Source organism: Flintibacter sp. P01028 (assembly GCF_041925235.1).
Classification (GTDB): Bacteria; Bacillota; Clostridia; order Oscillospirales; family Oscillospiraceae; genus Lawsonibacter; species Lawsonibacter aceti.
This window is the reverse complement of sequence record NZ_JBHEVC010000004.1, coordinates 60,513-75,129: the sequence shown is the minus strand read 5'-3', so window position 1 is coordinate 75,129 and position 14,617 is coordinate 60,513. Positions and strand designations below refer to the sequence as shown.

The 14,617-nt window shown below is 57.0% G+C and carries 12 protein-coding genes; 7 read left to right on the top strand and 5 right to left on the bottom strand.

Annotated elements, in window-relative coordinates; translation table 11 throughout:
• Positions 1 to 59: 59 nt before the first annotated feature.
• The 3 genes from ACEVJK_RS09070 to ACEVJK_RS09060 all read left to right on the top strand — a co-directional run bounded on the left by ACEVJK_RS09070 (position 60) and on the right by ACEVJK_RS09060 (position 3,194).
• Positions 60 to 407, top strand: a complete 348-nt coding sequence (locus ACEVJK_RS09070; RefSeq protein WP_147573342.1) for an Asp23/Gls24 family envelope stress response protein — start codon at positions 60 to 62, stop codon at positions 405 to 407.
• Between the two features lie 27 nt (positions 408 to 434).
• On the top strand, positions 435 to 2,123 hold the full coding sequence (locus tag ACEVJK_RS09065; protein WP_186852263.1) for a DAK2 domain-containing protein: 1,689 nt from the start codon (positions 435 to 437) through the stop codon (positions 2,121 to 2,123).
• Between the two features lie 552 nt (positions 2,124 to 2,675).
• The gene (locus ACEVJK_RS09060) at positions 2,676 to 3,194 is read left to right on the top strand and encodes a QueT transporter family protein (RefSeq protein ID WP_147573344.1); all 519 of its coding nucleotides are present in this window, start codon (positions 2,676 to 2,678) and stop codon (positions 3,192 to 3,194) included.
• Between the two features lie 46 nt (positions 3,195 to 3,240).
• Here the strand turns inward: ACEVJK_RS09060 and ACEVJK_RS09055 are convergent, their stop codons facing one another.
• Positions 3,241 to 3,825: a hydrolase gene (locus ACEVJK_RS09055; RefSeq protein ID WP_147573345.1), complete on the bottom strand. Its 585-nt coding sequence runs from the start codon at positions 3,823 to 3,825 to the stop codon at positions 3,241 to 3,243.
• A 188-nt stretch (positions 3,826 to 4,013) separates the two neighbouring features.
• Here ACEVJK_RS09055 and ACEVJK_RS09050 point away from each other — a divergent pair, with 188 nt between their 5' ends.
• Positions 4,014 to 5,717, top strand: a complete 1,704-nt coding sequence (locus tag ACEVJK_RS09050; protein ID WP_374740418.1) for an S-layer homology domain-containing protein — start codon at positions 4,014 to 4,016, stop codon at positions 5,715 to 5,717.
• A 40-nt stretch (positions 5,718 to 5,757) separates the two neighbouring features.
• Here the strand turns inward: ACEVJK_RS09050 and ACEVJK_RS09045 are convergent, their stop codons facing one another.
• Positions 5,758 to 6,564 (bottom strand): HAD-IIB family hydrolase, encoded by an 807-nt coding sequence (locus tag ACEVJK_RS09045; RefSeq protein ID WP_186853143.1) that lies wholly within the window; start codon positions 6,562 to 6,564, stop codon positions 5,758 to 5,760.
• 230 nt (positions 6,565 to 6,794) lie between these two features.
• Between ACEVJK_RS09045 and ACEVJK_RS09040 the strand changes: the two genes are divergently transcribed.
• Positions 6,795 to 6,992 (top strand): hypothetical protein, encoded by a 198-nt coding sequence (locus tag ACEVJK_RS09040; RefSeq protein ID WP_374740417.1) that lies wholly within the window; start codon positions 6,795 to 6,797, stop codon positions 6,990 to 6,992.
• A 47-nt stretch (positions 6,993 to 7,039) separates the two neighbouring features.
• Here ACEVJK_RS09040 and ACEVJK_RS09035 read toward each other — a convergent pair whose 3' ends face one another.
• Positions 7,040 to 9,031, bottom strand: a complete 1,992-nt coding sequence (locus tag ACEVJK_RS09035) for a fructose-1,6-bisphosphatase (RefSeq protein ID WP_147573346.1) — start codon at positions 9,029 to 9,031, stop codon at positions 7,040 to 7,042.
• A gap of 334 nt (positions 9,032 to 9,365) precedes the next feature.
• Between ACEVJK_RS09035 and ACEVJK_RS09030 the strand changes: the two genes are divergently transcribed.
• Complete coding sequence (locus ACEVJK_RS09030; RefSeq protein WP_147573387.1) at positions 9,366 to 10,676, top strand: MATE family efflux transporter; 1,311 nt, start codon at positions 9,366 to 9,368, stop codon at positions 10,674 to 10,676.
• Between the two features lie 39 nt (positions 10,677 to 10,715).
• Here ACEVJK_RS09030 and ACEVJK_RS09025 read toward each other — a convergent pair whose 3' ends face one another.
• Both ACEVJK_RS09025 and ACEVJK_RS09020 read right to left on the bottom strand, forming a co-directional pair.
• Entirely contained in the window at positions 10,716 to 11,123 is a 408-nt protein-coding gene (locus ACEVJK_RS09025; protein ID WP_147573347.1) for a hypothetical protein, read from the bottom strand.
• Positions 11,124 to 11,191: 68 nt separating this feature from the next.
• Positions 11,192 to 12,799: a peptide chain release factor 3 gene (locus ACEVJK_RS09020; RefSeq protein WP_147573348.1), complete on the bottom strand. Its 1,608-nt coding sequence runs from the start codon at positions 12,797 to 12,799 to the stop codon at positions 11,192 to 11,194.
• A 226-nt stretch (positions 12,800 to 13,025) separates the two neighbouring features.
• On the opposite strand from ACEVJK_RS09020, the gene ACEVJK_RS09015 reads away from it, so the two are divergent.
• Positions 13,026 to 14,387, top strand: a complete 1,362-nt coding sequence (locus ACEVJK_RS09015; RefSeq protein WP_147573388.1) for an MATE family efflux transporter — start codon at positions 13,026 to 13,028, stop codon at positions 14,385 to 14,387.
• Positions 14,388 to 14,617: the final 230 nt, after the last annotated feature.

The following is a 14,617-nucleotide window of genomic DNA, read 5'->3' as shown; positions in this document are numbered from 1 at the left end:
TACAATAGAAACTGTATTAATATGGATTCCTATCCTGCGCGAAAGGAAGGTAGAGATCTATGAAACTGCAGAACGAGCTGGGCGAGATCCGCATCAGCAGCGATGTTTTTACCGCCATCACAGGAAGCGCCGCCACCAACTGTTACGGCGTGAAGGGGATGGCTGTCCGCTCTAAGACAGACGGTCTGGTCCATCTGCTGAAGCGGGAGTCTATGGCCAAGGGCGTGAAGGTCTATTATAACGAAGATGGAACTGTGTCCATCGAACTGCACATCATTGTGGAAAACGGGGTCAACCTGATGGCTGTCTGCCGCTCCATTATGAGCGAGGTCCGCTATGTGGTCAGCCAGACCACGGGAGTAGAGGTCGCCTCGGTGGATGTGTGTGTGGATTCCATGCGCTTTTAACCATTCATAGAAAGGAAAATAGCCACTATGGTACACAATATTGACGCGGCGGCTTTCCAACGAATGGTGATTCATGGAGCCGCTGCCATCAGCGCGCAGAAACAGCCCATCAATGATCTAAATGTATTTCCTGTCCCGGACGGCGACACAGGCACCAATATGTCCCTGACCATCGGCGCGGCCGCTGCGGAGATGAAAAAGAACCGCTATCAGGCTGTGGGTCAGGCCGCCCAGGGGACCGCTTCGGCCCTGCTGCGGGGGGCCCGGGGCAACTCCGGCGTCATCCTGTCTCTGTTGTTCCGCGGCTTTGCCAAGGCGATCAAGGAGAAGGAAACCATGGACGGCCGGGATCTGGCTATCGCTCTGGATTTCGGCGTGGCCGCCGCCTATAAGGCGGTTATGAAGCCCGCCGAGGGCACCATCCTCACGGTGTCCCGTCTGGCCGCCGCCCGGGCCGCCGGCTGTGCCCGGGAGAACAATGACGTCGAGGCCGTGCTGGAGGCTGCCATTCAGGAGGGCCATGTGGCTCTGGCCGACACGGTCAACCTGAATCCCGTGCTGAAGAAAGCCGGGGTAGTGGACGCCGGTGGAAAGGGCTTTCTGGTCATCCTTCAGGGCATGCTGGATGAGCTCCGGGGACTACCCATGCCTGAGGTGATGGAGGAGAAGGAGGGCTCCGGGGATAAGGCCGACTTTGAGGCCCTGTCCGTGGAGGATATCACCTTTGCCTTCGACACCGTGTATATCATCCGCAAGGACCGGGAGGATGTGGACCTGGAGCCTCTGCGCCGCTATTTGAATTCCATTGGCGACAGTCTGGTCATTGGTGAGGACGACACCGCCTTTAAGGTTCATGTCCACACCAACATACCCGGCCAGGCCCTGACCGAGTCCCAAAAATACGGGACGCTGGAGCTGGCCAAGATCGAGAATATGCGTACTCAGGCGGAGGATCTGGCCGCCGGCAAGCACGTCCAGAGCACTGACGATCTGGAGAATGTGGAGCGGGAGCTGGAGGCCGGCGGGACTGAGGGCCCGGCCAAGGCGGCGCCAGAAAAAAAGTTTGGCTATGTGGCTGTCTGCGCCGGCGCTGGACTGGAGGCTGTATTCCGTGACTTGGGCGTGGACGGACTAGTAGGTGGAGGACAGACCATGAACCCCTCCACAGAGGACATTCTGAAGGAAATCGAGCGCACACCGGCTGAGATCGTCTATGTCCTGCCCAACAATAAAAACATCATTATGGCGGCCGAGCAGTGTGTGTCCCTGTGCGAGGATAAAAAGGTGGTGGTCCTGCCCACCAAGACTATCCCCCAGGGCATCTCCGCTATGCTGTGCGCCGAACCGGACGCCAGTGAGGAGGACAATACTGCCGCCATGACAGACGGCTTTAGCCGGGTCCGGACCAGTGAGATTACCTACGCGGCGCGGGACTCCGACTTTGGCGGCTTTGCCATCAAGCAGGGGGACTATCTGGCCCTGGAGGAGCACCAGCTCTTTGGCACGGACCGGGACTTGGAATCCATGCTGGACCGGCTGGCCCACTCGGAGGGACACCAGGAGGCAGAGTTTATCTCTATCTTCTATGGAGAGGACGTTACAGAGGAGCAGGCCCAGCGGGCGGAGGAGATCTTCGCGGCGGCCTGCCCCAAGGCGGAGGTCAGCCTGCTGCCCGGCGGCCAGCCCGTCTACTACTATATGATATCTGCGGAATAAGGACAAAACAGAGCAGGCCCTCTCCAGATATGGAGAGGGCCTGCTCTGTTTTGCGGTCAGGGACAGGGCGTTCCGTTTTCCTTCTGTCCTGTGGAAGGCTGATTTCAGAATAGCCAAGCGGGCAGTTGCCCGATATGGTGGCTGCCGATTAAACTAAGATTTGAGATTATTGCTGAACTATGAAATTGGAAATAATATCTGCTGCCTTTTCCGCGTTGGAAAAGAGAGCGGGGTACCCTCCGGCTGGGAAAAGATATACAGAAGCTTGGGAAAGCATAAGGCCATTTTTCTATATTCTTCCTCCGGCTTATGAAATAGCGGACGCTTTTCCTCTATGATTCACCAGCACGGAAAGGACAGAGATCCCTCTGGACAAACAGCGCGGACTGTGGTAAGATATTGCTCGACGAGTTCCTTCCAAACCTCGTCCAAGCATAGAAGCGCCGGGTCTCCGACCACGAGGGAGCGGAGCGTGGCAGGGGAAGATCCCTGGCTCTATGTTCGTTCAGCGGTTCCGCCGCTGTTCTCTAAACAAAAAATGGAGGTTTTTTCATGTCCAAATTTACCATCAAAGACCTGACTCTGGCGGCGCTGATCGCCGCCGTCTACGCCGTGCTTACCGTGGCTCTGCCTGTCCCTGCATTCAGCGGAGTCCAATTCCGGGTGGCCGAGGCCATGACGGTCCTGCCCTTCCTGTTCCCGGCCGCCACACCGGGGCTGTTCGTGGGTTGCGTCATCGCCAATCTGTTTTCCCCCTATCCCCTGGATGTGGTGTGCGGCTCCGCCGCCACCCTCATCGCTTGCCTGCTCACCCAGCGGATGCCAAACCGGTGGCTGGCCTCCCTTCCCCCAGTGGTGTGCAACATGGTTATCGTGGGGGCGGAGATCGCCTGGTTCGAGGCCGGCTTCGGCCCGGGTTTTGGAGCAGCCTACGCCTTCAACGCCCTCACCGTAGGGTTGGGCGAGCTGGCCGCCTGCCTTATCCTGGGGCAGTTGCTGCTTTCCGCCCTGCCCAGGGTGCCGGCTCTCCGTCCTTTTATCCCGGAGCGGCGCCTGACTACGACCCGCTGAAGCAAAAGCTCCCGTCCAGAACCGCTGGACGGGAGCTTTTTTTGTGTCAGTCCTCCCCCTCCAGAAAGTAGGAGGCCTCCATGTCGGCCACAGCCAAGGCAAACGCCAGGGGATACTTCTGCAGGGCCTGGCCCACGGTGCGGTTATCCTCGGGCCCGGAAAAGCCCATGTGCCAGCGGATGGCCATAGCCTCCTCCCTGGTCAGACGGATGTAGCCGTTGGCGATGTATACGCTCTTCTCCCCGTGACCATAGGGCAGGGGGTCGTCAAAGGTGTAAGAGGGCACTTTCTCCCATTGACCGGTGGCGTCGTTCTTCACGTTGCGGAACCCCTTTTTATAGCACCCCACTTTGCACAGGTCGTGGAGCAGGGCCACAATAGCCACCGACTCCTCGCCGTACTCCAGGCCATAGAGCTCTTGGACCCGCTCACGCTGGAGATAGTCCACCAGACAGTGATATACGTTCAGGCTGTGCTCACACAGACCGCCTTCATAGGCCCCGTGATACCGGGCGGAGGCGGGGGCCGTGAAGAAGTCGCTTTTATTTTCCAGAAAATCCAGCAGCTTGTCGGCCCCCTCCCGGGTGATGGTGGACTTAAAAATGTCGATAAATTCCTCTTTGCAGGACATGGTGTTCCTCCCTGATCTCAGCCACGCTGGAAGGCGGAGCTGGCATTTATTCTATTATATCATACAGGGGCTTGAAATGCCAGAATGGGCGGCACCCCTAAATTTAATTTTATTTCAATGGAACAGGCGGAGCGGTTCTGCTATGATAGACCTACCATAAAACTTGATTGAGATTAGGAGGAGATGTGATGCGCCTGTGGAGAGGAATTTTAGCTGGGACACTGGCTTTGTGCCTGACAGTCCCAGTCTGTGCCGCTCCGGTGGAGGACACTGTGGCCCAGCAGCGACAGGAGGACCTGGATTTCCTGTATGACACACTGAAACGGGGGCATCCGGACCTGTTTGCCAACACGCCGGAAGAGGAGTTCCTGGCTCGGAGGGGGGAGATAGAGAAGTCGCTGGCTTCGGCCAGCGACCAGACCTTTGCGCTGGATCTGCAAAGCCTGGTTGCTATGGTGGGAGATTCCCACACTACGATAGCTCTGGGCAGCCTGGCCCAGACCATGCGCTATTATCCCATAGCCCTCACTTGGAGGGATGGGAAGTGGTATCTGACTACAGCCCCCGCTGCAGGGAAGGATATGCTGGGGCGGCAGGTCACCGCGGTTAACGGCAGGACTATGGAGCGGGTCGTGGAGGCCTTTGGGGTGGTCCTCAGCGCGGACAACCAGGTAAAACTGCGGCGGCAGTACCGGCAGACCTGTAATGTGGCGGACTTCTACGAATATTTGGGCCTGGTGGAGAAGGGGAAGCCTTTGATCTTGACGCTCACCGGCGGGGAGAGCCTGGAGATCGCTCCTGTGGCCGCGGAGGAGCTGGGCCGGACAGATCTTGTCCAGATGGGCGCTTCTTTGCCCCAGCCCGCGACGGCTGGCCGGGACCAGAATTATCTGGCCTTTCCACTGAATGACAGCGCCTATTATATCCAATATAACAGCTGCATGGAGGACCCGGACCTACCTATGGAGCGATTTTCCGGTCAGGTGCAGGCCGAACTGGAGGCTGGGGATTATCGCCGCATCCTCCTCGATTTACGCAATAATGGAGGCGGCTCCGACGGGGTCATCTGGCCTCTCCTGGAGGTGCTCCGCCAGGAGATGGACAGGGGAACCGAGGTGGTAGGTCTGATCGGGGAGACCACTTTTTCGTCCGCTATCATCAATGCCGTAGAGCTTCAGGAGATGGGAGCGGCGCTGGTGGGCGACCTGACCAGCGGCAGCGTGGACCACTTTGGGTCAGTGGGCTCCTTCCGCCTGCCCAACTCCGGGCTACAGGTGGGCTGCTCCCGGAAGTATATTGATCTGGGGACACTGCTAGACGCTGACGCCGGGCGGGGCGTGGAGCCGCTGGAACCCGATGTACTGGTACCCCAGACCATGGAGGACACGCTGGAGGGCCGCGACACCGCGGTGGAGTGGCTGCTGGCCAATCCCCAGCGGCTGGAGCAAAAGGAATACCCTGGCGCTCCACTGACTCGCGGACGGTTCGTGGCTCTGCTGTGGCAGGCAGCTGGAAGTCCGGACGCACAGAGCGTGGAGATTGCGGATGTTCTCGGCATCGAGTGGTATCTCCCAGCGATTTACTGGGCCGTTGAGAGCGGTGTGGCCGCTGGCACTGGGGAGGGCGGATTCCAGGCCGCCCGACCCATCACCCGTCAGGAGGCGGCTGTGATGGCGGTCAAGGCTGCCCAGCTGTCCGGCCGGGCCGGACAGGGGGAGTTTACTGAGCCTGCGGATGGAGATCAGATTGCCCTGTGGGCCCAGGAAGGAGTTATGCAGGCCCTTTCCCTTGATCTGATGGAGCTTCGGGGCGGAGCGTTCCGCCCGCTGGACCCCATGACACGGACGGAAGGGGAGAAACTGGCCGGCTTATTGTTACAGAAGGAAGATTAGGAAAAAGCGCGCGGAGCCTAGCTCCGCGCGCTTTTTATCTTTAATAGAGCTTGTCCAGTATTTCCACGATATCGCCGATGACCCCGTCATCACAGTGGCACAGGACCCGCGCACCCCAGTCCCGGACCTCTTGGGCACAGTTGGCGGGGGCGAAGGGGATGGCCGACCGGGCCAGCATAGGAATGTCGTTCTGGTTGTCCCCCACACAATACACCTTTCCGGGGTCGATGCCCAGCAGAGACACTAGATGGTCCACCATACCACCCTTGGTGCTTCCCTTTTTGGTGATCTCCAGGTAGTAGGGATTGGAGAAGATGGCCTCATACAGGTGGCCGTACCGCTCCAACAGCCACCGTTGGACCTCAAGAAGAAGTGGGTGATCCTGCTGGAGGATGGCCTTGGTCCAGGGGACGGGCATCTGGCTGACGGGTCTGACCTCATAGTCTGTGCCTACCTTTTTCATATGGGCGTCTGTGATGGGATTGGGGTTGTAGACAAAGATATCCTCGTCGTGATAAGTTTCGATGCCCAGGGAGGGAAAGGCATCCATCAGCGCCCCAAAATCCTGGGGGGCGGTAGGGGACAGGAGCGTCTGGACTAGCATCCGGCCCTGGTGAAAGTCGTACAGGGCGGAGCCGTTGGACAGCACCACGGGGACGTCGATCGGGACCAGATGGACGTGGGGGGAGAAGGTCCTGTGGGCTCTTCCAGTGGCCACGGTGAAGCGGCCACCCTGTCTGCGGAAGTAGTCCAGGGCCTTCAGGTTCCGTTCCGGCACCCGGTGGTGGGAGTCATAGAGCGTATCGTCGAAATCACTGACCAGCAGCAGACCGTCAAATTTTCCCATGGGGGACTTCCTTTCCGCCCTATTGGGGCATTGATGGGAGCGCCATAAAAATACCGCGCTACAACCAAAGAGGCGCGGGATCAAGAGCAGAGAAAAGACCATTCAGGCCCTATACCGGCGCGGCCCAATTAGGAGGACCCGCCGCCCCTCTATTTTGGGGGAATGCACATCCAGCCGTGTCTGCGCCTAGATGTGCATGGCTGAAAATATTGTATGCTATGGGGCCACGCTTGTCAAGGCTGGACGCCGGTAGGGAAGGAGTGGGGGAGGAGGAAACAGGGCGGAAGCCTGTCCTGTCCCAGGATGGGATGGAGCAGGGCCAGGCCATGGTGTCCCAGGCGGTTCAGGAGGGGTGTGAGGAGATGTCCGTGGTTCAGGGCACCGGGGCGGTGGACCACCTGTATTATTACATCTTTGTGAAAAAATAGAAAACTGGGGCTGTCACAGCGTGACAGTCCCAGTTCAAACAGAGGGGTCAATCCTTGTGGTCCTCGGTGACCGCACCGGCACGGTAGGCCTCCAGCAGCCGACGAAGGTCATTGGCCTGGGCCTGGAGCTTTTTACCGATGTCCGTTTCGGCAATTTTAACCCGGGCGTCCATCCTCTCAAAAATGAGGGAGTTGTTGGCAATATCGTGATTATAGCGAATGGCCTCCAGCCGGCCCTCAAAGGGCTGGTGGGACACGATGCGGATATTCCGGGAATTGTAGATCAGCGTATAGCCAGCGATGCCGCTGGTGGGCTGATAGGCCTTGCAGAACCCGCCGTCGATGACGATGAGCCTGCCGCCGCCCTTGATGGGGCTCTCGCCCTTCTTGGCCTTGACGGGGATATGGCCGTTGATGATATGGCAATGGGGACCCTCCAGGCCAAACTCCTTCAGGATGCGCTCGCATACCTCCGGGTCGTTATAAAGGGTGTAGTAGCAGTTTTTGGGCTCGGTCCAGGCGCCCTCATCCTTGATGAGCCGCCGCTCAAAGGTGGTCATTCGGTCCCGGCCGAAGATGGGGCTGTTCCGGCCCGCCCAGAGCCACCACAGGAAGTCCATGCCGAACTGCCGCTCCGGGGAACCGGGCTTGTCATAATAAGCCTTGCGGGCGGTCTTCTCGGCGTAGTCCAAAAACTCCCTGCCAGAGCGCTCTTTTCCGCCGATGGTGAATTTCAGGAAGGAGCCATCCTCGGCCATGGGGATGCAGCCGTGAAACAGGAGATTGCCATTGAACACCTTGTACAGCCCGCCCTTGGAGTAGAGGAAGCGGATGTGCTGCTGCAGCTTCTCGCTGCGTTGGAAGGAGGCGGTGAGCTGGTCAATGACCTGGCTCTCCTCTGGTGTCAGGGCATAGGGATCGGCTGGGTCCACAGTAGGAAAGTCACAGTCCTCTAAAGGATAGGTCACGCCAGAAATGGTAATAGACTTGGTGTCATAGTCGATTTTGTCCAGCAGCAAACGGTCGGACATATTAAATTCCGGACAGCGGACCAGTTTCTGTCCCTCCAACTTGAAGAGGATAATGGTGATGGCCTTGTGCATCCGGGCGGACAGCAGCTTGTCCTTCTCGCTGTACTGGTCGGCGTCTGGGCCGGTAAGCTTGACAGCGAAGCGGTGGGTGTCGCAGTCCTTGTATACCTCGTTAGCGAAGATGGACAGGGGGCGCAGGGAGATGCCGTACCCAGTTTCGATGACATCCAAGTTATTATAGTGGATGGAGTTAGCCAACACGGTAGCCACTAGAGTCCGGGAGCCAGAGGCGGCCCCCATCCAAAGGATATCATGGTTGCCCCACTGGATGTCCACGCTGTGGTAGTTCAACAGGGCGTCCATTACCACGTCTGCCCGTGGCCCCCGGTCGAAGATATCGCCCACAATATGGAGATGATCCACCGCCATCCGCTTAATGACCTCGCACACGGCCTCAATAAAGCTGGGGGCCTGGTCGATGTCGATGATGGTGTTGATGATATTTTCATAGTAGTCCCGTTTGTCCGCCTCGTCATAATGGGTATGGAGCAGCTCATCGATGATATAGGCGTAGTCCTTGGGCAGAGCTTTCCGGACCTTGGAGCGGGTATATTTAGAGGATACCCAGCGGCATACCTCGATGAGACGATGTAGGGTGATGCGGTACCACTCATTCAGATCAGAGGTCTGCTTGGCGATGAGGGCCAGTTTCTCCTCCGGGTAGTAGATCAAGGTGGACAGCTCATCCCGCTCAGACCGGGGCAGGCTGGTGCCAAACAGCTCATCCAGCTTTTCCTTCACCACACCGGAGCAGGAATTGAGGATATGGTTGAACGCCTCATACTCCCCGTGGATATCAGAAATAAAGTGCTCTGTCCCTTTGGGAAGGTTCAAAATAGCCTGAAGATTGATGATCTCGGTGCTGGCTGCCTGCACCGTGGGATACTGTCTGGCCAGGAGCCGAAGATAGCGCAGCTCATCTGGCTTGAAGGTCTTTTTGGTTTTCATAAAACGGCCTCCTTTTTCTGCCCGTCCGGCTGCTTATTAGCCGGATATTCAAATTCTCCCCCATTTTACACCCCAGGCGACAGAAAAAAAAGAGAGAGAAACCAAAATAGTATGCGGAAATTATCCAAATTAAGTGAGACGATCTGATTTTCTATGGTATCCCAAGCCGAAGTTCACAGAAAGTTTCTTTTCTTTTTTTGGCTGGCATGATATACTAATTATTACGGCTTTCTTAACTTTATCATGTGTGCTTTGAAACAAGAAAGGAAGTGTCCCCGTGTCTAGCAATTACAGGGGCGAGGAAGCTCTGGCCGCTGCCCCTATCGGTGGATTGATGCTTCGGCTGGCAGTCCCGGCAGTCGCCGCCCAGCTCATCAATATGCTGTATAACATCGTGGACCGAATCTATATCGGCCATATCCCTGTGGTGGGTAAAACCGCTTTGACCGGTCTTGGGGTTTCTTTCCCCATTCTGATGCTGGTGTCCGCCTTCGCCGCCTTTTCCGGCATGGGCGGGGCCCCACTGGCCTCCATTCGGCTGGGGGCCGGCGACCGGAAGGGGGCTGAACAGATCCTTGGAAATTCTACCACCCTTCTGCTGGGCACCGCCGCGGTGCTGACGGTATTTTTCTCCCTGTTTAAGCGGCCTCTCCTGATGGCCTTTGGCGCCTCGGAGGACACAGTGGGCTACGCGCTGGAATACTTATCCATCTATCTATTGGGCACAGTGTTCGTCCAGCTTGCCCTTGGTCTGAACACCTTTATCAGTGCCCAGGGGAAAGCCCTCACCTCTATGCTCTCCGTCCTGATCGGCGCTGTGCTAAATATCGTCCTGGACCCGATTTTTATTTTTGGGTTCCAAATGGGGGTGCGCGGCGCGGCCTTGGCCACAATTCTCTCCCAGGCTGTCAGTGCCTGCTGGGTTGTCGGCTTTTTGTGTACTAAGCGGTCCGGGCTTCGGATCCGGCTGGCCAATATGGCTTTGAAAAAGGAGATTGTATCCAGGATTGCGGCGCTGGGCGTGGCCCCCTTTATCATGCAGTCCACAGAAAGCCTGGTCACTGTCGTTCTCAATTCTAGTCTTCAGACCTTTGGCGGAGATCTTTATGTGGGAACGCTTACGATTATGCAGAGCGTGATGCAGATGGTGGTCATGCCCGTCCAGGGAATCACCCAGGGGACCCAGCCCATCATGAGCTATAACTTCGGGGCAAAAAACTTCCAGCGGGTCCGCCAGGTGTTCAAACGGCTGCTGACCGTGACGATGACCGTCACCATCACCGCATTTATAATCGTATCCCTGTTCCCCGGCCAACTGGCCCAGATCTTCAACGACGACCAGGAACTGGTCGCTCTGGTGGACAGGGTCATGCCGGTTTTCTTCGCCGGGATCTGGGCCTTTGGGGCCCAAATGGCCTGTCAGACTACCTTCATGGCGCTGGGCCAGGCCAAGACCAGCCTGTTTCTTGCCCTGTTGAGAAAGGTGATCCTTTTGGTGCCTCTTGCCATCCTTCTGCCCCGAATCACCAACAGCGTAATGGGGGTCTATATCGCCGAGCCGGTGGCTGATATTCTGGCCTCTGCCACCACGCTGACCATTTTCCTTACCCGGCGAAAAAAGCTGCTGCCCACCCCGAAAGACTGAAAAAGCAGCGCCCCCCAGGAGGGAGCGCTGTTTTTTAATTTAATCAGGCAGGTCCTGATCTGGGGCGGGAGCTTGCCCTTGGCCGTCCGCTAGGGCCGATAGCCGGAGTAGGGCCGCGGCCAAAACAAAGAGAGAGGCCCACAGGTCGGTCTCGGCGGCCCGGCAAGCGGATGGATCACAACGGTCTGCCTCCGCCCAGCCCTTTAGAGCAAGACCAAAGAAGAAGGTCAGCGCCCCTACCACCAGTGCGTTGGCAGCCAGACGGAGGGAAAAGACATCAGGGAGCTTCTGGATCTCGCCTTTCAGGACACGGTACAGCCCCTGCCGTTGGATGGCTGTGGCGGCCCAGGACAGGCAGACGGACAAGATCAACAGGATTAAAAAATACAATGAGGCGTCTGCGTCCGCCAGCTGGCGGCATAGCGTGTCCTCATCTTCCCATTCCATAGAAAGCACCCCCTCGGTCTAGTGTATCCGAGGGGGCGCTGTATTGTGAGAACAGGGGGAGGGAGACATTAAAACTTTGCCCCGCCGAACTCAGCCAGGACCAGTCCCTTGTTCCGGTCCTGTACCCATTGAATAGACCACTGGGAGGCGAACAGCAGCAGCTGGTTGCCCTTGTAGTCCTCCACCAGCTTGGCGTCATTGGGGAGCAGCAGGTCCTCCTCTCTGAGAGCGGGGGCCTCCTCGTCCTCCTTGACAATCCAGCGCAGGTATTCGAAGGGCAGGCTCTCCTTATATAGCTCCACGTTGTACTCGCTGCGCAGGCGGTACTCCAGCACATCGAATTGCAGAGTGCCCACCACGCCAACAATCACCTCTTCCATGCCGGTGTAGGGAGTCTTGAAGATCTGGATGGCGCCCTCCTGGGCGATCTGCTCCACACCCTTGAGAAACTGCTTTCGCTTCATGGTATCCACCGAGCGGATGCGCTGAAAGTGCTCCGGGGCAAAGGTGGGGATGGGATCAAAGCGGAATTTCTTGCCGGGGGCGCACAGGGTGTCCCCAATGGAGAAGATACCGGGATCGAACACACCGATGATGTCGCCGGCATAGGCCTCCTCGATGATCTCACGTTCGGCGGCCATCAGCTGCTGCGGCCGGGACAGACGGATCTTCTTTCCGCCCTGCAGGTGGTAGACCTCCTTATCCGCCTCAAATTTACCGGACACGATTCGCATAAAAGCGATCCGGTCCCGGTGAGCCTTATTCATATTGGCTTGGATCTTAAAGACGAAGGCGGAGAAGTCCTCGTCGAAGGAGTCGATCACCTCATCTCCCGCCTTTCGGGGCAGGGGGGCGGTGGTCAACCGGAGGAACTCCTCCAGGAAGGGTTCCACACCGAAGTTGGTCAGGGCGGAACCGAAAAACACCGGGGAGAGCTTGCCGTGGCGCACCCGGTCCAGATCAAAGTCACAGCTTGCTCCGTCCAGCAGCTCGATCTCGTCCACCAGCTGGTCCCGTTTGGCCTGACCGATCAGGTCGGCCAGGGCCGGATCCTCCAGCTCGATCTCTGTGGCGGTCGCCGCCCGGGCGTTGGTATTAGAGGTAAAATGGATCACCCGGCCATTGTTCCGGTCGTAAACGCCCTTAAACTCCTTGCCGCAGCCGATAGGCCAGTTCATGGCATAGGTGTCCAATCCCAGCTCATGCTCCAGCTCCTCACACAGCTCAAAGGGGTCCCGTGCCTCTCGGTCCATCTTGTTGATAAAAGTAAAAATGGGGATGTCCCGCATGGCGCACACCTTGAAGAGCTTCCTGGTCTGGGCTTCCACGCCCTTGGCCCCGTCGATGACCATGACGGCGGAATCGGCGGCCATGAGAGTGCGGTAGGTGTCCTCGGAGAAGTCCTGGTGGCCTGGGGTGTCCAGAATGTTGATGCAGTAGCCCTCGTACTGAAACTGCATCACCGAGGAGGTGACGGAGATCCCTCTCTGCTTCTCAATCTCCATCCAGTCGGAGGTGGCCGCCCGGGTATTCTTTTTGCCCTTCACCTGACCGGCCTGGGCGATGGCCCCGCCGTAGAGCAGGAATTTCTCCGTCAAGGTGGTCTTGCCCGCGTCCGGGTGGCTGATGATGGCGAAGGTGCGGCGGCGTTTGATCTCAGATTCGTATCTCGACAAAGGAGTCCACTCCCTCTAAAAAATAGTGATTTCATAATTTAGCAAACTATTTTACCACAGGAGAGCCGGGCCCGCAAGGGGTAGAAGGATATTTCTACTCCAAGGAAACCACAGAAAGAAAGCCATTGACATTAAAATTTCTTTCCACTATAATCTATTACTGTCTGTATTGCTCGAAATATGAAAAAAGGGGGAACTGGAAGTGGAGCGACCCGCAGAGAACAAGATGGGCGTTATGCCGGTAAATAAACTGCTGCTGAACATGGCGGTGCCTATGATCATATCCATGCTGGTCCAGGCGTTTTATAATGTGGTGGACAGCGTATTTGTGGCCCAGCTCAGCGAGGACGCCTTGAATGCGGTGTCTCTGGCCTTTCCAGTCCAAAACCTGATGATCGCCGTGGCCGTGGGTACTGGAGTAGGTATCAATGCCCTTCTGTCCCGCAGCCTGGGACAGAAAGATTTTGAGCGGGCCAACCAGACGGCCATGAACGGCCTGTTCCTGGCCGCGGCCAGTTGTCTGGTGTTTACCATACTGGGTTGGACCTGCGCCCGGCTGTTTTATACCGTACAGACTGACATCCCCGGCATTGTGGAGTATGGCACGGACTATCTGACCATCGTGTCCGGGGTCAGTGTGGGAATCTTCTTGTCCATCGCCTGTGAGCGGTTGCTCCAGGCTACCGGCCGTACCTTCTACACCATGATTACCCAGGCCACCGGCGCGATTATCAACATCATTCTGGACCCCATTCTCATCTTTGGATTGTTTGGCTTTCCCCGAATGGAGGTAGCTGGTGCTGCTGTGGCCACCGTGGTTGGACAGATTTGCGGCGGCCTGCTGGCCCTGTTCTTCAACCTGACGCGCAACCCGGACATCAAGTTGAGCTGGAAGAATTTTTTGCCCCGCAAAGCCATCGTGGCTGGGATCTACAGCGTGGGTATCCCCTCGATTGCCATGCAGTCCATCGGCTCGGTAATGGTGTTTGGGATGAACCAGATTCTGATCGCCTTCACGGCTACTGCCACCGCGGTCTTTGGTGTCTATTTCAAGCTCCAGTCTTTTATCTTCATGCCTGTCTTTGGCTTGAATAACGGCATGGTGCCGATTGTGGCTTACAACTACGGGGCCAGGAAGCCGGACCGGATTATCAAGACCATCAAGCTGAGTATAACCTATGCTGTAGGTATTATGGCGGTGGGGCTGCTCCTGTTTCAGATGATCCCCCATGTGTTTTTGGGGTTGTTCATGGCGGAAGGAGAGGGCGGTGGAGATATGCTGACCATCGGAGTCCCCGCCTTGCGCACCATCTCTTACAGCTTCCTGTTTGCCGGCTTCGCCATCGTCTGCTCCTCCGTATTCCAGGCTCTAGGTCACGGTGTGCTCTCTCTGGCCGTTTCGGTGGTGCGGCAACTGGTGGTCCTGCTCCCTATGGCATTCCTTCTGGCTCAGACGGGGGAGCTTTCGCTGGTATGGTGGTCCATCCCCATCGCGGAGCTGTTCTCTTTGGCCATGTCTGCGTTGTTCCTCCGCCGAGTCTACCGGAAGGAGATCGCCCCCATGAGGGAATCTCCAAAGCTACTCTGAGGTATCCTAATGAAAGCAGCGGCTCCGCAAAAGCGGAGCCGCTGCTTTTCAATTTAAGATATCGGTCCCTCCGGCTAGAAGGAGGAATATTGGAAAGGTATACTTTTACAAATTGTACAAAGCATACTTTTACAATAAAAAATATATCATTAATATGCAAAATAAGCAAGAAATTTCTTGATATTTAGGCTTCCTTAAAAAATTATAAAAGTATAGTTACTTAAAGGAGG